At 60.1% G+C, this 19,164-nt stretch carries 15 protein-coding genes and 1 pseudogene; 7 read left to right on the top strand and 9 right to left on the bottom strand.

From position 1 onward, the window contains the following. The first annotated feature begins 13 nt into the window (after positions 1-13). The 3 genes from ACS4RR_RS32685 (at position 14) to ACS4RR_RS32675 (ending at position 4,126) form a co-directional block, all read left to right on the top strand. On the top strand, positions 14-1,198 hold the full coding sequence (locus tag ACS4RR_RS32685) for a serpin family protein (RefSeq protein ID WP_260111883.1): 1,185 nt from the start codon (positions 14-16) through the stop codon (positions 1,196-1,198). 42 nt (positions 1,199-1,240) lie between these two features. Beyond that, on the top strand, positions 1,241-3,646 hold the full coding sequence (locus ACS4RR_RS32680) for a protein kinase domain-containing protein (RefSeq protein WP_260299579.1): 2,406 nt from the start codon (positions 1,241-1,243) through the stop codon (positions 3,644-3,646). Positions 3,647-3,814: 168 nt separating this feature from the next. After that, positions 3,815-4,126 carry a DUF982 domain-containing protein gene (locus tag ACS4RR_RS32675; protein ID WP_017968505.1) on the top strand — a complete coding sequence of 104 codons (312 nt, stop codon included), beginning with the start codon at positions 3,815-3,817 and terminating at the stop codon, positions 4,124-4,126. A gap of 86 nt (positions 4,127-4,212) precedes the next feature. On the opposite strand, the gene ACS4RR_RS32670 is transcribed toward ACS4RR_RS32675, so the two are convergent. Continuing rightward, positions 4,213-4,653: a lipid-binding SYLF domain-containing protein gene (locus ACS4RR_RS32670; RefSeq protein ID WP_017968504.1), complete on the bottom strand. Its 441-nt coding sequence runs from the start codon at positions 4,651-4,653 to the stop codon at positions 4,213-4,215. Positions 4,654-4,975: 322 nt separating this feature from the next. Between ACS4RR_RS32670 and ACS4RR_RS32665 the strand changes: the two genes are divergently transcribed. The 4 genes from ACS4RR_RS32665 (at position 4,976) to ACS4RR_RS32650 (ending at position 11,030) form a co-directional block, all read left to right on the top strand. Then, on the top strand, positions 4,976-6,904 hold the full coding sequence (locus ACS4RR_RS32665) for an adenylate/guanylate cyclase domain-containing protein (RefSeq protein WP_260299578.1): 1,929 nt from the start codon (positions 4,976-4,978) through the stop codon (positions 6,902-6,904). Positions 6,905-7,163: 259 nt separating this feature from the next. Further along, the gene (locus ACS4RR_RS32660; RefSeq protein ID WP_260299577.1) at positions 7,164-8,249 is read left to right on the top strand and encodes a polysaccharide pyruvyl transferase family protein; all 1,086 of its coding nucleotides are present in this window, start codon (positions 7,164-7,166) and stop codon (positions 8,247-8,249) included. 19 nt (positions 8,250-8,268) lie between these two features. Further along, a complete protein-coding gene (locus tag ACS4RR_RS32655) occupies positions 8,269-9,783 on the top strand; it encodes a lipopolysaccharide biosynthesis protein (RefSeq protein ID WP_260299576.1) in 1,515 nt (504 codons plus the stop codon). A 155-nt stretch (positions 9,784-9,938) separates the two neighbouring features. Then, positions 9,939-11,030 carry an acyltransferase family protein gene (locus ACS4RR_RS32650; RefSeq protein ID WP_456190642.1) on the top strand — a complete coding sequence of 364 codons (1,092 nt, stop codon included), beginning with the start codon at positions 9,939-9,941 and terminating at the stop codon, positions 11,028-11,030. A gap of 411 nt (positions 11,031-11,441) precedes the next feature. Here the strand turns inward: ACS4RR_RS32650 and ACS4RR_RS32645 are convergent. From ACS4RR_RS32645 to ACS4RR_RS32610, 8 genes and pseudogenes are all read right to left on the bottom strand, one after another. Continuing rightward, a pseudogene (locus tag ACS4RR_RS32645) lies at positions 11,442-11,543 on the bottom strand (FHA domain-containing protein); the annotation flags it as partial. A gap of 41 nt (positions 11,544-11,584) precedes the next feature. After that, positions 11,585-11,896 carry a hypothetical protein gene (locus tag ACS4RR_RS32640; protein WP_260299574.1) on the bottom strand — a complete coding sequence of 104 codons (312 nt, stop codon included), beginning with the start codon at positions 11,894-11,896 and terminating at the stop codon, positions 11,585-11,587. A gap of 729 nt (positions 11,897-12,625) precedes the next feature. Then, positions 12,626-13,408, bottom strand: coding sequence for an FHA domain-containing protein (locus tag ACS4RR_RS32635; protein ID WP_456190708.1), 783 nt, complete (start codon positions 13,406-13,408; stop codon positions 12,626-12,628). Positions 13,409-13,505: 97 nt separating this feature from the next. Next, positions 13,506-14,411 carry a type II secretion system F family protein gene (locus tag ACS4RR_RS32630; RefSeq protein WP_260111878.1) on the bottom strand — a complete coding sequence of 302 codons (906 nt, stop codon included), beginning with the start codon at positions 14,409-14,411 and terminating at the stop codon, positions 13,506-13,508. After that, the gene (locus tag ACS4RR_RS32625; RefSeq protein WP_162115123.1) at positions 14,408-15,271 is read right to left on the bottom strand and encodes a type II secretion system F family protein; all 864 of its coding nucleotides are present in this window, start codon (positions 15,269-15,271) and stop codon (positions 14,408-14,410) included. Before ACS4RR_RS32625 ends, ACS4RR_RS32630 begins: the two co-directional genes overlap by 4 nt. A 94-nt stretch (positions 15,272-15,365) precedes the next feature. Next, positions 15,366-17,264, bottom strand: a complete 1,899-nt coding sequence (locus tag ACS4RR_RS32620) for a TadA family conjugal transfer-associated ATPase (protein ID WP_162115122.1) — start codon at positions 17,262-17,264, stop codon at positions 15,366-15,368. 20 nt (positions 17,265-17,284) lie between these two features. Beyond that, positions 17,285-18,241 (bottom strand): Flp pilus assembly protein CpaB, encoded by a 957-nt coding sequence (gene cpaB / locus ACS4RR_RS32615; RefSeq protein WP_260111877.1) that lies wholly within the window; start codon positions 18,239-18,241, stop codon positions 17,285-17,287. Next, entirely contained in the window at positions 18,238-19,164 is a 927-nt protein-coding gene (locus ACS4RR_RS32610; protein WP_456190641.1) for a hypothetical protein, read from the bottom strand. Before ACS4RR_RS32610 ends, cpaB begins: the two co-directional genes overlap by 4 nt.

The following is a 19,164-nucleotide window of genomic DNA, read 5'->3' as shown; positions in this document are numbered from 1 at the left end:
ACAGGAGCGAACCATGCCGAAATCCACTCTGCTGGCGGGTCTTGCCGCTTCCCTGATGGCGCTTGCCCCGGCCGCCCATGCCGGCAACTCCGGCGACAGCAAGGCGATGCTTGCCGCGCAAGCCGGGCTTGCCGTCGAACTCATCGACCGCAGCCTGGCAAAAGAGGGTGCTGCCAATATCATGGTATCGCCGGCAAGCCTTGCCGCAGCACTCGGCCTTGCAAGCCTCGGCGCCTCCGATGCGGCCAAGGCCTCGATCGCCAAGGGCCTCGGCTTCGGCGGTGCGGTGAAGGGACCGGAAACGGCGTTCGAGGCGATGTCCGCGGAAAAGCCGGCAGCGGCGGATGCGCCTTTGGCGATGGTGGTCGCGATCGTCTTCGACGACAAGCTGGTGCTCGTCCCCGCTGCGCTCTCCATGCTCGCCGGCCACCACATCAAGCCCTCGATCGAGGATCTCGACGGACCGAAATCGGTCGAGCACATCAACGGCTGGGTCAAGGACGCCACGAGGGGCGCCATTCCTTCAATCCTGGACGCACCGCCCGGCGGCGGCTTCGTCAGTCTCGGCGCGCTCTCCTTCAAGGCGCGCTGGAAGACCTCCTTCGAGAAGGAGAGCCCGGCAAGCCCCTTTCAGCGGCCGGATGGTTTGACGATTTCGGTGCCGATGATGCATCTTGCCGGCGATGGCCAAAAATTCCGCTCCGACGAGAAATTCACCGCAGTCGATCTCGCCTATGCCGGCGAGGGCTACAGCATGGTCGTGGTGGCGGCGCGCTCCGGCAAGGGTGTGGCCGGGTCGGACCTGAAGGCGCTCGCTTCCTGGCTGCAAGGGGAAAAATTCGAAGCGGCGAAGGGTGAAATCTTCCTGCCCCGCTTTTCCCTGAACGACGGGCGTGATTTGATGCCGGTACTCGATGCGATGGGAGTGGCGCCCGAGAAGGCTAGGGATGCGGGTTTCCCCGGTTTCACTAAGGAAAACATCCGCTTGTCGCGCGTCCTGCAGAAGACGATGATCAAGGTTGACGAAAACGGCACGGAGGCGGCGGCAGCCACCGCTGTGGTCACGGAACGCAGCATCGATCCGAAGCTTGTTCGCGTGGTCGCCGATGCCCGTTTTGCCTTCGCGCTTCGCGATACGAGAAGCGGCCTGCTGCTGGCCGCAGGCCTGATCGGTGATCCATTACTGGCGGGCGAATAGAATTCGGTTTCATGAATGTAATGAATGCAGGGGGACACGTGCATGAGAAGTGATCTGATCGCCCGCTACACGATCGGCGAGCCGATCTATGAAAACGAGTTCATCGTCTATCCCGCTCAGGACAAGCGGATGGACCATGCGGTCTTCATCGTCACGCCCGACGTGGCGCTGAAACTGGACAAGGCTCGTTTCGAGCGGGTCTGGACCTCGATCAACGAGGCCAAATCTCTGACGGCACGGCGCTTCGTCGAAATCGAGGACCTCATCCCGCCGTCGCCGGAAGACGACAATTTCTACATTGTCGAGAAGCGGCCGTCGAAAACGCTGCACCAATATCTCGACGAAACGGAGATGGTGGCTTACGAGCGCGCCGTCGAGATCGGCCGCCACATCCTCGAAGGCCTGGCGACATTGCACGGCGCCGGTTACGCCCACAATGCCCTGACGGACCAATGCATCTATGTGTCGGAGGATTATTCCGGCCTGTCGGTCCGGATCGGCAACCTGCACCTGATCTCGAAGATCGGCGAGCACATCATCCCGCCCTATGTGCCGGAATTCGGCGCGCCGGAAATCTATGCGAGCGGCAGCTTCTCCGCCTCATCCGCGCTCGACATCTACGCCATGGGCATGATCGCCTATAAGCTTTTCCTGCCGCGGCAGACCTATGCCAGCGTCTTCGACAGCGTCATGGTCTGGGAGGACGAACACCAGCGCGAGCAGAGCTGGAAGAACATCCATCTCGACCCTTCCAACGTCTTTCCCCGCCTGGACGTGCTGGTTCCGGGTTTTCCCGAGGGGCTTGCAAGCCTTGTCGAAAGGATGCTGAGCCGCGACCCGGCCCAGCGACCGCGCATGGGCGCCGATGCGCTGGGCGAATTCGCTCGCGTCACGACCGGCATCCAGCCGATGTCGTGGGATCCGCGCGGCGGCATGCAACAGCAGCAGGAGGCGCCGAAACCGAAAAAATGGACGCTTGCTAAGCTGTCGATGATCGGCGCGCTGCTCCTGATCTGCATCGGCGTCGGTGTCGTCACCATCCCGAAGCTGCTCCGCCCAGATCCGAAACTCGTCGCCGATGTCGGCACCTGGAAGAAGGAGGCCGAAAGCCGCAAGCAGAAGGCGATCGCCGCCAAGGCGCCGGAGCGCGCTTCCGGTGATCAGGCAAAGCTCGCCTATGACACGGGCGCTGCGGCGCTGACATCGGCCGATTCGCTGCTCAAGGACGAAGACTATGAAAAGGCCCTTCCGGGCTTCCAGACGGCCGCCATCAATCTCGGCAACGCGCTGATCGGCATCTCCAAGGAGAATGCCGAGAAGGCGAAAGCTGCTGCTTCAGCCGCCGGCGGCGACAAGGCCCCAGGTTTTGCCGAGGCAGACACCAAGATGAAGACCGCCGCCGACGCGGCCACTGCCAAGCAGATGCATGCTGCGGTCGACGCGTACGACGCATCGAAAACAACATTCGACGATCTCGCCAAGGCGCTCACCGCGCTGGCGGCGGCCGAAAAGGACGCCGCGGCAAAGCGCGAAACGGTCGATCGCATCGGCGCCGGCGATAGTCCCGACGTTAAAAAGGCGAGCGGGCTGATGACCGAGGCCAAGGCCAAGGCCGAGCAATGGCAGATGCCGGCCGCGACCACAGGCTATGGCGACGCCGCCAAGCTTTTCGACGCCGTCATCGCCGATGTTATGGCGGCAAAGGACGAGGCGACGGCGCTGAAGCAGAAAGTCGCCGATCTCAACGCCTCGATCGCCACCCGCACCGGTGCTGCCGATCCAACGCTTGCGGCCCTCGCCCCGAAGATCGGCGAGGCCGACGGCCGCTACGCCGCGGAAGCCTATAAGCTGGCGATCGTTGCCTACCGGCCGATCCTTGCCGATCTCGAGGCGCTGTCGGCACGCGGCTTCTGTCCCGTTTCGCAGACGCTTGCCTTCGAGACCGTCCCGGCCGGAAGCTATTCACTGGAGAACGTCCGGCTGATGACCTCCTCGATGAAGGAGCTCGGCGGCATGCTTGGCGTTGCCAATGGCGCCGTGAAGATCGACAAGTCCTTCTGCATGCAGACGAAGGCGGTCACCCGTGCCGAGATGGCGGAATATTACATCGCCAATTCCGACCCCGCCGCAGCAAAGGCCTATGCCGACAATCCGCAGCAGCCGGCCGACGACGTGCCGCTTGCCGTGGCGCAGAATTATACCGCCTGGCTGTCGAAGCAGCTGAACGCCCCCGTCCACCTGCCATCGGCGACGGAATGGATGGCAAGTGCGGCGAAGATCACGCCGGAAAAACTGCCCGACAATGGCGATATCATCCTGCAGTGGAGCGCCACTCCCTGCGAAGCCGGCGGCAATGTCGCCTTCATGGCGCAGGAGGGCTCGACCTTCGTGGTCTGCTCCGACGCGTCGGCCGGCGGCATCTTCCGGGTTACTGCAGAATTGCGGTGAGCGCGGCGAAAAATGGGACCGAATAGGGAAGTTTGCGCGTCGTTTCTGCTTCATTCGGCAGCTCGCGTTCAAGCCGCATCATTTGACAAATTTCAATTCCAAATTTCAAAATACGCGCGTATATTGAACTGGGGACTGCAGTATCCGTGCCTTGAGGGGTCGAGGACAATGTGCTGGAACACATCATCAGCATTTACGCCGGTTGGGTTTGCCTTGCGAGGCCCGGCATCTCGCAAGATCGTATGGACGTTGGGCGACGCGGCGCGTCTCCTGATCAACGACTGGCCTTGCGATGACGGCGAGGAATATGTGGCAGCCGTCAAAGCCTGCGTCGACGCGTTGAGCGGGAAGATTGCCCCGGAACAATTCCGGGAAGCGCTTCTGCGTGCGGCCGATGAGGCCGGCATCGCTACTCTATCGCTCGTCCGGCAGGGAATGGGAGAGCGACGGCCGGACCTTCCCCCAATGATGCCAACATAGGCCTTGTTCCCAGGGGCTACCCGCCTATCGACGTTGCGTTTGCGCCAGGAGCGGTCGTTGGGCTCGGTGTCAAGGAACGACGGCCCTTACTTCACCGTGATGGCAATGCCGCTGAGATCGGCGTTGACTTGCAGGCCTACCTGCTTGCCTGAGAGCTCGAGTTGGGCGCCCTTGTCATTGGTCATGACAATTACCTGTGCCCCTTTGCCGACCGCGCCGCCACCACCCGCCGCACCGTAGACCCCCGTCACATCCCGGGCGCGGCGAATGTGGCGAACGGCACCATGGAAATAGGTCTTAGAAGCCCCGAAAGCGAGGCCGCCCGAAATGCCGCCGACAGAGATGGGATAGTGGCGACCATGGAAGGTCAGCGTGCCCTCGCCTCCAGAACCACCCACAAAGAAGGCAGCCTTGTAGACTGAGAAGCTGATCGTGCCGCTGTCGGCATGCGCGGAGCCGGCAAAGCTGATTGCTGCTGCAGCGATAACCGCAGCCGCGACTGAACGAAATCCGGATGAAATCTTCATGATGCGAGTCTCCTCAAAATCGAGGCTTACCCAGCCAGGAGGGAACGTAAGCGTCATGCCAAAGTCACTGCTGAAACAGTCTCGCCCATCATTAGTTCCCAACACGCGGCCAGAATCCGGCTGCGAGAAGGCCGTCACCAAACGAGGCGGATGGCAAACATAGTCTCGGTGGCAGCTAACGCTTTCCGGGCAACGTCAAGATCGACTTCTACGGCCGGCATAGCACCACAAGCAGACATGCCGTTTTGGCGGTGTGCTAGTTGCGGCGCGTCGATCGGTGTAGACTGCCGACACTATTGCATGTTCATGCAAGGCAACGATGATGGGTACCCCCACGCTTGACCGGAAGCTGCTCGCGATCCTAGCGGCGGATATGGTCGGCTACTCGAAGGCTATGGAGGCCGATGAGGCCGGCACCATCAAGCGACTGAAGGCCATCCGCGCCGAGTTGATCAATCCCGCCATCTCCCAGCGCCATGGCACCATTATCAAGCTAATGGGTGACGGCACGCTCGTCGCCTTCGACAGCGTGGTTGATGCGGTTGCCTGCGCCGCGGAGTTTCAGAGTGTGGTGGCGGCGCGCAACGCCGACCTACCGGAGCCTGAGCGCATCGTATTTCGCGTCGGGATCAATCTGGGCGATGTGGCCTTGGTGGATGGCGATGTCTATGGGGATGGAGTGAATGTCGCCGCGCGGCTGGAGCATTTGGCCGAGCCCGGCGGCGTGGTGGTGTCGGGAACGGCATACGATCATCTCCAGGGCAAACTCGACTGGCCGCTCGATTTCGCAGGCGAGCAGCAGGTCAAGAATATCAGCCGCCCGGTACGGATGTATCGGCTGAGACTCGACGGCAAACGGGCGCGTCGGCCGCTTCTCAAAATGATACCGCGCTGGGCTAAAACGGCTGCGGCGTCTATCGTGGCGCTTGCGCTGGCGGGCGGCGGGGTCTGGTGGTTCTTGCAGCCCGAACCTTTGAGTGGCAAGCCTTCGGTGGCGGTGCTGCCCTTCAACAATTATGGCGGCGACGAGGCCAGCGGGCGTCTGGCCGATGGGCTGACTGAGGACATCATCACCGACCTCGCGCGGTTTCCCGAATTCGAGGTGGTGGCGCGGAATTCGACGGAAGTTTATAAAGGCAAGCCCGTGGATGCCCGCCAGGTCGCAAGCGCGTTCCATGTCGGCTTTGTACTGGAAGGCTCGATCCAGCGGCAGAGTGGCCGGGTACGGATCACAGCACAGTTGATCGATGCAAAAACCGGCCACCATCTTTGGTCGGAGAATTGGGACCGGCCCGATGAGGACGTGTTCGCCGTTCAGACCGAAATCGCAGAACAGGTCGCCAACCGCCTCGGCGGCGGAGTGGGACTGATTCAAGAGGCCGGGCGGGCTGCAGCCAAACGCAAACGGCCTGAAAACCTGAATGCCTATGATTACTATCTTCTCGGGTCCGAGAAGATCGAAAAGCTCACCAAAGCCGATGACGAGGAGGCCATCACGTTTCTCAACCGCGCCGTCGAGCTGGACCCGGGGCTGGCACGGGCCTGGGTAGAACTTTACCATGCTCATGATCTGATGGGTGTGTTTGGCGTCAATCCCGAGAGCAACCGCAAGGTGGCCGCCGATGTGGCCGAACGCGCGGTGCGGCTTGATCCGAGCGACGCTGAAGCCCATGCGGTGTTTGGTATGAGCCTTGCCAATAAGGGCGATATGGGCCGCGGCAAGTCCGAATTCGAAACGGCCCTTCGTCTCGCACCGGGTTCGTCCGAAATCCTGACTTTCTACAGCGGCTATGCAGCACGATTCGGTGAACCAGAACGCGGTGCTCAAATGGTCGACAAGGTCATGCGGCTCGACCCGAATTATCCGATGTGGGCGTCCAACTTCTTCGCGCCTGCCTATTTTATGGCGGGGCGGTATGAAGACGCGGTGACGATGTTGGAGCGCATGACGCCCAACAACTACCAAAGGTGGACTTGGGTGGTCCGTAGCAGCTCGCTTGCGGCACTGGGTCGAACCGATGAGGCGCATGCTTCAGCTATGGAAACTCTCAGACAGCACCCCGAGGTGACTGTCGAGAGCATGATCAGTGAACCCGGCCTAAGCATAATCGAGCGCAATCGGTTCATAGAGACAATGCCGCTCGCTGGCTTCCCGGCATGCGCCAGGCCCGAGGCGCTGGCGAACCTCGCCAAACCTGTGCGACTGCCGCAATGCGAGGCGGGGAAGGCCGAGCCCCTCGGGCAGCCATAGAGCAGCCCTGTGCAACGCGCGCCGCTGATCACCCCGGCACCGGCGAGCATTACTTGCTACAGGCCCGCGATCAGCGGCGGCGACAAGCTTCAAGGCGGCGCGGCGCTGCAGCGACGCTCGAACCTCGTGATCGCTGGTGGCTAAGAAGTGGGACAATTTGCCCACTTAACTATTACTTAAAAGTAATTCATCCTCCAATTGACTTTTCAGAATCGCGGCTGTAATTGCTGTTTGAGTTTTGAAAATACAAGTTGAGTATATGCATCACCTTGGCGAAGTTGTAATACGACGACAAAAAGAAAACTTGATTGAAATCGTAAGTAAATTTGTAAGTCGGGGACAGCCTTACGTTATAATGAACTTTCCATCCAATAAAGATCCAGGCCATCACGCGAGTTGGCTTGGATTGTCGATGGTATTGCGCGAAGTAACGGGGCGCCTCCCGGTGCTGACTGGCAGCACCGCTCAAAGTATAGATGAGATAAAAACAACACCAGGCGACGCTCCAATATTCATTTGCGGTTGGACCGACTTTGGAGACGCGCGGACCGGCAGGGATGATGTTCGCTACCGGTTGATGTGGAAATATCCGGATCGAACGATCATTCAGATGCCGCAAACGATTCATTTCGCGAACGAGTCGCTCAAGGAATACGCAAAACGTACGATTGGGAGGCATCGCAATTTTTATTGCATGACACGCGATGGTCAGAGTTTCGAGCTGGCGAAAGCCAACTTCGATTGTGATGTCGAGGCCGGCCCGGACACGGCATTCGGCATGGGAACGCTGAAACCGTTCGAAGCCGATCCTCTCAGGGTATTATATGTCATGCAGCCTCTTGGAGAGGACGAGGTTGATATAGCGAAAGCGCGAGCGATCGTTGATGGACCTCTTACCAATTGGATCAACGGTCCAAATAGCTTGTCGCGGATGCGCAAGTCGAGCGTCGTCAAGTCGGCGTTGCGGCATGGCTTTAGCCGCACAGAGATGATCGCCCAACATCGTGAGGATGTCGCGGCTCGATATGTCGATTACGGCGTGAAGATCCTGTCCGGCGCGCAACGGATCATCACCAACCATCTACACGGTCATATTCTCTGTCTTCTGCTGAATAAGCCGCACATCGCGGTTGCGAGGGACGGAAGCAATCTACACGACGTCATCGGTAGCCAGACTGGCGATAGCCCTCTGGTGGAGAAAGCGACAAATTCCGGTGAGCTTTTAGCAGCAATGTCTCGCCTGCCGTATGAGATGGCAGGAACTTGGTACAAGTCGAGTAAACCCATGAATCCAAGTCCCGCTATTCCCGCCCCCGATCTAATACCTCAACCCTCCACAGTCTGATTCCCGGTAGGAGCTCACTTTGTCGGTTTTACGAGACGACGATATTCTATTCAGCCATGTCAGTGAGAACCGATCCGCCGCAGCCGTAAGGGGCGCTTTCTGGTCGGCGCTGAGCACGCTTATTCCGACAGTTCTGACCTTCGCCGTCTTTGTGGTGACGTCTCGCGTTCTCCAGCCCCAGGATTTCGGTCTTGTCGCGCTGGCATTCAGCATCGTGTCGTTTGCGGGCAGCTTTGGACCAACGGCATTTGGCGAAGCGATCATACAAAAAGCCGAAATCAGGCGCAGCCATCTGGATACGATATTCCTGCTTTCGCTCGCTTTTTCATTTTTGATCTATGGCGCTTTGTGCATAGCCGCTTCGCCGATCGCGGCCTATGTGGGGCATGAGCAAATCACACCCCTGATTTACATCATGGGATTGAAGGTTTTCTTCGACTTCACGGCCGTCGTTCCGAATGCAATTGTCAATAGGAAGATGTCGTTTCATCTGGTAGCCGTCCGCACCGTGATTGCTACCATCACTTCTGCCTGCATTTGCCTTGTTTTGGTTCTCGCGGGTTTCGGCTTGTGGGGGCTCGCGATTGCACAGATCGCAGCCACAGCGGCATCATGCGGCGCCGCTTTCTGGGGCGCCGGGTGGCGGCCCGGGCTTCACCTGAAGCGAGCGAGCCTCAACGAGCTCCTTCACTATGGGTTCTTTGCATCCGGCACTCGGTTTTTACAGACGATGAGCTTGGACAACTTGCTCATCGGGGTGCTGTTGAGCCCGTCAGCGCTCGGTATCTATAACTTTTCCAAGCGTCTGTTTGATATGATCAACAACGTCATCGCCGGGGGCTTAACATCTGTCACGCACGTCTTGCTTTCTTCATTGCGAGCCGATCCGAAGAAAGTGCGAGAAGCATTTCTCATGGCAACGTTTGGCTGCGCTCTGGTGTCGTACCCCGTATTCATCGGCCTTGCCGCCGTTGCCGATGATGCGATCACGACAATTTTCGGTACACATTGGATCGCGGCGGTTTGGCCGGTTCGGTTCTACTGCGTTATAGGATTGATGGCTGGGATCGGCTACGTGCAGGCATCCTTGATCAAGAGCCAGGGAGAGATGGATTGGTGGTTTTACTACCAGCTGGCACGAAACCTCCTCACACTCCTGACGATCGCAATTCTCTATCCTTATGGTGTCACGACGATTGTTTTCGCCATAATGATCGAAGTTCTGTTGTTTTGGCCGATCACCAGCTGGAAGGTTTCGCAGCATATAGAGCTGAGTATCCCGGCATATCTGGCGCAATTCCTGCGGCCTACGATAGCCTGTGCGGGAATGGTTGCTGTCGTTTTCCTCCTCCACGAATTGCTCATTCATTGGTCCCCGTATCCACGCTTGGCCGCGGAAATCCTCGCCGGCGGCATGGTTTACTGCGGCCTGATATTCGTTCTGTGCAGATCTCGTTTAAATATCTTGATCGGCAGTATAGAGCAGGCACGGCAGCGCAAGAGCAATAGGGGTAGAGTTGCCAACCCTGCATGATTTTCCGGCCCTGGCCGCATAGACCTGTGTCGCGATTTGAAGGATCTGGCGCTCAAGCCATCATCTGAAATTATGAGAACGTCGCTTCGGTGACGTTCTCATCCACCACATCCGAACGCCCCTCAGACACAACGCGTCATAGGATAATCCATAAGATGACTAGCCTCGACCACGGTTATTCGCCACCGGCGATGGACGATGTAGGAGTCTCGGTTGCCTACCGCAACCGCTACTATACGCTCGATGCAATGCGCGGATTTGCCGCCATCTGTGTTGTCGCTACACATTTCCGGGAGAGCTATGCGCCTTCAGCCTATCTAGCAGTCGATTTTTTCTTCGTTCTCAGCGGATTTATTATTGCCGATATTTACGGAAAACGGCTCGCCCGCGGTCTGCTGTTCCGGTCGTTTATGGCGGCCCGTATCAAGCGCCTTTATCCGCTCTATTTGATCGGAATTTTGGTCGGCCTCATACAGATCATTCTGTTAACAAGCTGGGGGCTGAGAAATCAAAGTCTTATCGACCTGCTGGCGTCGACGACTGCGAACACGTTCTTTCTGCCCAGCCCAATGTATTTCCTTCAAGCGAACCCGATGCAAGGAATGTTTCCAATCAACGGTCCAGCGTGGTCGATGTTCTGGGAACTGTTGGTGAATATAGTCTTCGCCCTGCGGCTTTTTCGGCTCTCTATCCGAGCCCTCTGCGGAGTTGCATTGGTCTCGGCTGCATTTTTGGTTTTTGTCGGTCTTAAATACGGCATGTTGAATATTGGCTGGGAATGGCCTTCAGCGATTGGCGGCCTGCCAAGGGTGATGTTTTCATTTACCGCAGGGGTCGTGATAAGCCGTCTATTCGGCGGCATGCCCGCTTGGAGGAAGGGCTGGGCCGCCATTGTGCCATGCCTTCTTCTGATGATTTGCATTGCGGCGCCGGTTTCTGTCTTCTTGCGACCTTACTACGACTTGATGTTCGCAATGGCCTTGGCGCCGCTCATCGTGATGCTTGGCCTCTTTTTGGAGGTGCCCGCAAAAGCAGAGGCGTTGGCGACGTGGGTTGGGTACATCTCCTATCCTGTCTACATCTTACACCGAGGTGCGGTCGGTGTTTTCAAGCCAGTTGCAGGAGCGATCGGATTGAATGGCCCTCTTGCGTTCTGCGTGTTTCTAACCGCAGTCGTATGTTTCGCGTATGTGGCCGCTCGTCTTGTTGACAAAACCATGGCTACGCGGACTCGTCGAGCTCGATAACTTCTGCTTCCGCTATAGGTCTACGTACTTAAATGCATGGGTGCGCTGGGAATGGTCGATCGACCGCTCGTCTTGCAGTTAGTAGTTTGGGCCGGCTTCGGTGCATTTGCCGTAAGCTTCGCCGTCGCTTTTTGGGTGATAATCAAGGTGCTCAGTCAGACCGGCTGTCTGGTAGATAAGTCAGAAGATGAGGGGCCTTAGCCGGCGGGAACGGCAAGCGCGCAAGCGCAGCCGCTTCGAGAGATACTACGTCGCCGAGGAGTTTCGTTCATTGCGCAAGGCAGCCGCCATCGCCCAGACAGGTTGCGCTTTATCCTTCGGCTCCCTTCTGTTGCTGGGCTTCTTGTTTGGCGAGAGAGCGTCTCATTAGGTTCGAACCACCTTCCGGTCAAATGCCCATCAAACTGGCGATCAGCGGCGCGCCGGCGGCTTCGTGGCAGTCCGCCGCTGCAGCGCGAAGGGCGCGGCCGAGCAGTTGATGACGGGAACCAGATCGTAGGTCTGCTGGTAGAGGCCCATTCATCTGGGATCCGTAGCCAGGGAACGCGCAAAACCTACTCGCTACGAAGATCGATTGCGTCAGAGGGCGCTTTGATCCGATGTCGCTTCGTCTCGAAAATTTCCGTCATAACGGCGAAGCCGGTGGGGGTGGCTCCAACGAACTGGCGGGTGGTTTTGATGATTTTTGAAGTTGCTGTAGAAATCACGACTTCTGATTTGGCGTTATAGCCATCTCTTGCCCAGTCCACCTGAAAAACCTTCACCGGCACTGCGCCATAGAGGCTGTCGGAAGCGTCCGAGCAATGCCGAAGAACTGCTCCGATACCATCTACAGTCTTGCGTAGCCACGGTGTCGCAAATGCCATCTACCAAGCCCCTGCCGATCATAAGCTAAATCACCAATGAAGACTCCACTTGAGAGCAGGTCAAAGGAGCCCGTCGGCTGAACGCCGTAAAGCGTGGCCGCGAAATTGCCGCTAACCGTGCGCTCATAAGAACGGTTGACGAAATCACATAAAGGGTCTTCGCCTGGGAGACGGTCGACCTACGATCTTCTTGTGCGGCAGACTGCGATGCGACCAACAAAATCACAGGGAGAATTAAAGCAACGATGCTGAGGCGCATACTGACCTTCACTTATTTTCGGCCTGTCGTTTCCGAGCCGCCAGGAGCGACAGTACTCCATCCAGCTTGCTCATCATTCACCGCGTCAGGTTTAGCAACGGAAAAGAGAAACCTTAAGCAGCTTGCACGGAACTGAACTCGACAACCGGTTGCCGCGTCCTACTCTCCTGCAAGCGTCAATGGCGAACGAACTCGGCTGTCACAGGTGCAATTGGGGTCTGAAATTTGGTTGGCGCGGCAATACCCCGTCGGACTTTGAAACGATGCTCGAACCATAGCTTCAACTGAGCATTCCTCAAGCAGATCACAAACGCTCCAAAAATGGACCTGCCGCCAAGGCATAAAAGGCCTCACCCGCCCTCGGCAGCACGCTCTGCGGGTTCATACCAAGCGGCGATTTGCCCGCAATGCAGGCACAATGACGAGCAAGCCAGGTTTGTATGTCAGCTAGCACGATGCAGGACTGGCGATCAGCGGCGCGCCGGCGGCTTCGTGGCGGCACGGCGCTGCAGCGCGAAGCGCGCGGCCGAGCAGTTGATGTCGGGGACGAGGTCGTAGGTCTGCTGGTAGAGGCTCCGCGCCAGTGTGTTGTTGCCGCGGTTTTCCGAGGCAAGGGCTGCAAGGGCGGTGCGTTTGTAAGCCTCGACGATCGGCTGGGCGGCCTTTGCCAGCGCGGCGTCGTCAGACGGTTCGGCTGCCAGCGAAAGGGCGGCATAGGTTGCCTCGCCGTCCCTGCCGACGCGGCCGCCGACGGCCCCGTTGAAACTTTGCTCGGAAACCTCACGCATGCGCCGGGCATTCTTGATGCATGTCGGAATGCGGGCCGCTTCGGCATTGATGCGCTCGGCCGTCGGGCCAGTTTCCGCGCTGCTGCCGCCGGACAGGATCACGTAGCCGATGATGCCGACGATGGCGAGATAGACGACCCCCATTCCGGCCAGGAAGGCCGGCTGTTTGAGGAGCGACTTCTTCGGCTTGTCGTCAGTTGCCTTGGAGGCCTGCTTCTTCGGCGCTTCCTTGGCTGAGGCTTTGACGACGAACTGGAATTCGACGTCCTTGCCGAGACGGAAGCTGTCGCCTGATTTCAGCGAGGCCGTCTGCAACAGCGCTTCGCCGCGCAGCATGATCGGGTTCAGTCCCATCCGGCGAATGATGAAGCCGCCGTCGCTCTGCCGCTCGATGCGCGCATGGATCGGCGCCAGAAACGGATCGTCGACGACGATATCGGCATTAGCAGCCCGGCCGATCGACATCTCCGGCCGGTCGAGCACATGGCTGCGGCTCTGGCCGCCGGGACCGGTCTGCAGAAGGCTTGGTTTGTTTCCGCGAAAGAAGGAAAAAAGGCCATGATCAGAACATCCCACTCGACATCATCTCGACAATTGCAGGCGCCAGCACCAGAAGCAGGATCGACACGACGATCATCATCGCCGGCATGACGATCTTGGCCTTCAGCTTTTCACTGGCCCTGTCGGCCTTTTCCCAGCGGCGGAAGCGCAGGTCACGCGCATGTTCGCGCAGCAGCTCGACGCGGTTGCTGCCCTCGACTTCGCCCTGGATCACGGCGCGGATGACGCGAATGACCTCTTCGGCGGTCATGCGGCGCTCCAGCCGCTGCAGCGCCTCGATCATGCCGGTGCCGAGCGCCACGTCCTTCAGCGTCTGTTCGATCTCCTCGCTCATGACGGTGCCTGGTGCAGCCTCGGCATAAAGCCTCAGGCTTTCCGGCAAGGTCGCCTGCGCCTGCTGCGTCATGACGACGAGATCGAGGAAATAGGGAAATTCGCGCGAGATGCGTTCCTTGCGGTCCTGCGCCTTGTCGTCGGCGACGACCCAGAAATAGATGGCGGGGATGAGGCCGAGGATCAGCCCGGCGACTAGCCCGCCGATCACGCTGCCGCTGGCAATGCCGAACAGCAGGCCGAGCGCGACAAAACCGAACAGACTTAAGACCACGAGAAGCGCGATATATTCCCGCCCCGTGACGCCGCCGAACGGCCGACCGGCATAGATCAGCTTCTGCTCGAGTTGCGCGCCGTAATCGGCCAGGAGCTGCTCGAAATGCGTCAGCACGAATTCGACCGGGGTGCGCATGCCGATGCTGTCGACGATATTGGGTGGCGGGCCATCGCCGCCGGCGGACCGGCGCACCACGTGAATGCTGCCGAGCAGATCGCCGATCCACCAGACGAACAGCGCAGCGGTGATCCCGGCAAAGACGACGGCAATCGGGGCGAGGGGTATCTGAGATATCATACCGACACCTTCATCATCGAGCGCATCCAGAAGAAACCGGTGGCATAGAGAATGGCGCCGACGATCGCGATGACGATGCCGATGGCGTTGCCGAACACCTTGTCGATCAACTCGGGCTGGCCGAAGAAGATCATCAGGATCATGAACAGCGCACCGCCGTTGACGACGCGGAAATTCATGCGCGCCTGCGACGACGAGGTCGTGATCTTCTGATCGAGCTTCCAGATTTCCTTGAAGGATTTCGACATTTCGGTCAGCGGTTCGGAGATGTCGCCGCCCTGGCGGGCAAAGAGGCCGAGGGCCGCATCGACCATCTTGAAATGCAGGCTCGGCACGTTGCGGCCGTGGCGGTCGAGCGCCTCGACCAGGCCGATGCCGAGCTTCTGTTCGCGGGCAATGCGCTCGAACTCGCGCGAGGCCGGCATCTGGCCGGTATCGGCCACCGCATTGACGGCGATGGCGAGCGGCTTGCCGGTGCGCACCGCCGAGACGATCTGGTCGACGGCGTAGGGAAGCTGCGATTCGATCTGCAGCCAGCGGCGCTGCAGAAAATAACGGATCACGCCCTTGGGGAGGAAGATCGCGACCGGGATGGCGATGACGAAGCCGAAGATCGGCCCGAAGATCAGCGAGACCACCGCGAAGACGACGATCGCCGTGATGCCGTAGGCGAGGATCATCGTATAGGGCGGAACGGCATCGCGCCCGAAGACCTGCGCCGCCTCGCTGGCGAGCGCAATGTCACGCTCGGTGGCACGCAGCAGCGGCGCCGGCCAGCGCACCGGCGCGCCCCAGACGAGCAGTCCCACTGTGACCGCGCCGAGGGCGACCGTAAAAATCTGCAGAATGCTGATATCCATGGCTTCCCCCTCAGAGCAATTCCACGAAAAGTGCGAAGCGGTTTCCGTTCTGAATTGCGTAAAAACAAAAGCCTAGAGCGGTTCTGGAACCGCTCTAGACGAACATGTCCAGTTTTTCGATCTCGCCGTCGTCGTTGAACTCGACGAGCTCGGCGACGAAGCTCGGCAGGTAGCCGGTGAAGGCATGCACGGCCTGGCCGCCGGCGCGGCCGACGAGATTGAAGATCGGCTCGACGATGATGAGGCCGGTATCCGGATCGATGCCGATCACCTCCGATATCTCGGTGACGGCGCGCCGGCCGTTCGCCAGCCGATTCAGCTGCACGACGAGCTCGACGGCGGCAACGATCTGCTGGCGGATCGCCATGACAGGCAGCGAGCTCTGCCCCTGCAGCACCATCACTTCCAGGCGGGTCATCATGTCCTGTGGTGTGTTGGCATGCGCCGTCGTCATCGAGCCGGCATGGCCGGTGTTCATCGCCTGCAGCATGTCGATCGCCTCCGCACCACGGCACTCGCCGACGATGATGCGGTCGGGACGCATGCGCAATGCGTTTCGCACGAGGTCGCGGATGGTGACGCTGGTCTCGGACTCCGCCGTCTTCGGCCGCGATTGCAGATAGACGACATGGATGCCGTCGAGCTGCAGTTCCGACGTGTCCTCGACGGCAACGACGCGCTCGCCGACCGGGATGAACTGCGACAGGCTGTTCAAGAGCGTCGTCTTGCCGGAGCCGGTTCCGCCTGAGACGACGATGTTCTTGCGCGAGCGGACGGCTGCCTCGAGGAAGGCGCGCATCGGCTCGCTGAGCGCACCGGCGGTCACCAGCTTGCTGATATCGAGCCGCGACTTGCCGCCGAACTTGCGGATGGTCAGGCAAGCGCCCTTGACCGCCAGCGGCGGAATGACGGCGTTGACGCGCGAGCCATCCGGCATGCGGAAGTCGGCCATCGCCTCGCTTTCGTTGATCGACCGGTTGGAATCGACGGCGATGCGCTCGATCACCTTCATCAACTGCCGCTCGTTGGCGAAGGCGAAGGGGTAGCGTTCCAGCAGGCCGAATTTTTCGACGTAGATCTCGTCGTAGCGCGTCACCATGATTTCCGAGATGACATCGAGATCCATCAGTTCGGAGATCGTCCCCCAGCGATACATCAGCTCCTCGATATTGGAGCGCAGGTGCATATGGGCGATCTCGTAGCGGTCGCCGGCGTTGAAAAGAGCCTGCCTGGACTGGAATGCGGCGCTGAAACGGCTATCGAGCTGGGCGAAGTCGGAGCGGGTGGATTCGAAGTTCAGCTTAAGCTGCAGGGCCGAAATCAGCGCCTTGCCGACGTCGAAGAGGCGGCGATTGTCCTGCTCCTCACGCGAGAGGCTTGCGGCATTCGACGAGGCGTCACGCCGGCCCGTGCGGGCGATGCGTTTTGCCAGCCACCGATAGACGGCGTTCTTGATGACGAGGATGACGAGATCCTGTGGCGCGCTGTCGAGCGCCTCCTTGATGAACATGTCGAGACGCTCGCGGATACGGGTGCGCGTCTCCTCGCGGCCGAAATCGGAGGATTTCACCAGCCGGTCATACTGCGTGTCCTTCAGCAGGCGCTCGTGAATTTCCATCTGCAAGGCGAGCACGCGTTCCTGATCGGGAAACTGCGTGACCGCTACGGGCGCGGCGGCCGGCTCGACGAGCTCGATCGTGACGTTCGGCACCCAGATCGACATGCCGGCCGAAACCGCAACCGGCGTGCCGGCTCGAAGCGGCTGATCGTCGACGCGCGTCGGGTTGCGGCCGTGATGCTGCACCGACCAGCCCTGGCCCGATTTCCGCAGCACGAATTGGGGCGAAGAGACGTGGCTGCCGCGCAGCCGCACGACGCCCGCGCCGGCGGGCAACGTCAGCGTGCTGCTTTCGCCGACGAAATAGGTCTCGTTCGCCGAGAGCGGGATCACCTCCCGGCCGCTGCCGTCCTCATAGGAAATCTTCAACAGCATGGCTCATTCCCCCGCGACGGTCACATCCGCGTCCAGTTGATGCTCGGCAGGTCCTCGACGGTATTGTCGGCCGGATTGCGCAGAACGAGATTGAGGCTGCCGTTCGACTGGCCCATCGCAAAGATCAGCATTTCGGCTTCCGACGGCGTCACTTCGACCGTCACATTGTTGTAAGTGCTGTTGGCCTTGGTGACTGCACCCTCCGCCGTCGTCGCCGCGCCAACGGCCAGCACTTTGACATTCTGCAGGAAGGTGCGGGTGACGACGCGGGTGCGCGAGCTGATGCCGAGTTTATAGTCCTGCGCCTGTTTGCGGTAAGCGTTGACATCGTTCTCGTCGGCGCCCGGATACTGGGTGAGATAGTTCTTCAGCATCTGCTCGACCGGTGACTGCGGCTGGGCTGGAGCCTGCGGCTGTCCGGCTACGGCCGGCGCCTGGCCCGGAACGGCAGGCTGACCTGGCACGGGAGCGGGCTGGCCAGGAGCTCCCGGCTGGGCTGCTGCGGCCGGCGCCACAGGTTCGACCGGTTCGTCGACCGTGCCGAGGATATCGACATAGCTGCCCGGCTCGACGAAATGGCCGACAGCCGAGGCGGCGTTGACGGGAAGGGTCAGTGCCCGCTTGCCGGGTGCGATCATCGTCGTCAAGCGTCCGCCGTCGTTATCGTCGAAATACTGGAAGAGCAGCACCGAGCCGGCCGGAATGTCGGCGGCCGCCGTCCTGTCCTTCAACCATTCCTGATAGGCGCTGGCCGCGGGAACCGCGAGCTTGGCGAGCGCCCCGAAGCTTTCCGGCAGCATCACCGGTTCGGCGAGCATGTCGGGCGTGATCGCCTGACCTCGCGTCACCTTCCTGTCGGGCTGGAGCCGCATGAAGGCATAGGCCACCTGCTCGTTCTTGACGCTCTCGGTCCAGAAGTAGAGCAGAACGCCGGTAATGAGACCGACGATCACGGCCGCGATGAGCTTCCAGTTCATGGTGTTGTTCCTTCGACGAAGGGTTGCCTGATTTGGATGACTTCGACGGTCCGGCCGTCGGTTTTACTGCGGGTGTACAAGACATTGGCCTCGACGCTGCCGCGCCGGCCATAAAGTGCTGTGACCCGGCCGTGCTGCACCGGCGGGGTCTCGATGGTGAAGCCGTCGCGGGCAAGAAGATCGGCGCGCTGATCCGACCAGCGCGTGGCCGACAGCGTGCCTTTAGACACGACCGTGCGTGACGTGTGGCCCTTGTCGCGATCGCCGATATCGCTCAGCACCTCGGCACCGGCCGGCGGACGCAGCGACATCGGCAGCTTGCTGACATCGGCCGCAGCCGCGAAGGCCGGCAGCGTCGCCGCGACATCCTCGAAGCGGCTCATCAGCACCTCGGTCCTCGGCGCGTCGGCGGGACGGCGGATCATGATCGAGACGCCGGGGATCGGCGCCCTTGCCGAGGGATTGGCCGGATCCTGGCGTCTGAGATAGTCGAGGGCCGCCTCGCCGTCGCCGTCGAAGAACCGTACCACCACGGCAAGATCATCGCGGATGCGGCTCATCTTCGGGACGATCAGCATGTTGGCGGCGATGACGTCAGTCAGTTCTTGCCTGTCATTGCCTTTCGGCATGGCGGGCCTTGTATTGACGGCCAGTACCCGCAGCCATTCGTCGGTCATATCGGAAATGCTGCGATCGCTCTGATAGGGCGTGAATTCAAGCGGCTGGCCGTTGATGACGAGATCGCGCGGCGCGCGTTCCGGCGCGCCGACGATGCCGGCCAGCATCAAATTCAGCGTCACCCTCAAATCCTTGTAGATCTCGGCGCGGCCTGGTGTGGCCATGGCGGCGGCGAGCCCGATGACGAGCGCCAAACCGGTGAGATGGCCGAGGGGATGATGGGAGATGCGCGAGCCCTGTCTCAT

This window comes from Rhizobium zaerense, from assembly GCF_051810725.1.
Lineage (GTDB): Bacteria > Pseudomonadota > Alphaproteobacteria > Rhizobiales > Rhizobiaceae > Rhizobium > Rhizobium leguminosarum_I.
Note: the sequence above shows the minus strand (reverse complement) of the source record. Positions and strands in the feature narration are given on the sequence as shown.

Bases quoted from the DNA above. Each gene is read 5' to 3' on its own strand.
- ACS4RR_RS32685 (WP_260111883.1), top strand. From the start codon at position 14: ATGCCGAAATCCACTCTGCTGGCGGGTCTTGCCGCTTCCCTGATGGCG.
- ACS4RR_RS32680 (WP_260299579.1), top strand. From the start codon at position 1,241: ATGAGAAGTGATCTGATCGCCCGCTACACGATCGGCGAGCCGATCTAT.
- ACS4RR_RS32675 (WP_017968505.1), top strand. From the start codon at position 3,815: ATGTGCTGGAACACATCATCAGCATTTACGCCGGTTGGGTTTGCCTTG.
- ACS4RR_RS32670 (WP_017968504.1), bottom strand. From the start codon at position 4,653: ATGAAGATTTCATCCGGATTTCGTTCAGTCGCGGCTGCGGTTATCGCT.
- ACS4RR_RS32665 (WP_260299578.1), top strand. From the start codon at position 4,976: ATGGGTACCCCCACGCTTGACCGGAAGCTGCTCGCGATCCTAGCGGCG.
- ACS4RR_RS32660 (WP_260299577.1), top strand. From the start codon at position 7,164: ATGCATCACCTTGGCGAAGTTGTAATACGACGACAAAAAGAAAACTTG.
- ACS4RR_RS32650 (WP_456190642.1), top strand. From the start codon at position 9,939: ATGACTAGCCTCGACCACGGTTATTCGCCACCGGCGATGGACGATGTA.
- ACS4RR_RS32640 (WP_260299574.1), bottom strand. From the start codon at position 11,896: ATGGCATTTGCGACACCGTGGCTACGCAAGACTGTAGATGGTATCGGA.
- ACS4RR_RS32635 (WP_456190708.1), bottom strand. From the start codon at position 13,408: ATGTCGATCGGCCGGGCTGCTAATGCCGATATCGTCGTCGACGATCCG.
- ACS4RR_RS32630 (WP_260111878.1), bottom strand. From the start codon at position 14,411: ATGATATCTCAGATACCCCTCGCCCCGATTGCCGTCGTCTTTGCCGGG.
- ACS4RR_RS32625 (WP_162115123.1), bottom strand. From the start codon at position 15,271: ATGGATATCAGCATTCTGCAGATTTTTACGGTCGCCCTCGGCGCGGTC.
- ACS4RR_RS32620 (WP_162115122.1), bottom strand. From the start codon at position 17,264: ATGCTGTTGAAGATTTCCTATGAGGACGGCAGCGGCCGGGAGGTGATC.
- cpaB (WP_260111877.1), bottom strand. From the start codon at position 18,241: ATGAACTGGAAGCTCATCGCGGCCGTGATCGTCGGTCTCATTACCGGC.
- ACS4RR_RS32610 (WP_456190641.1), bottom strand. From the start codon at position 19,164: ATGAGACAGGGCTCGCGCATCTCCCATCATCCCCTCGGCCATCTCACC.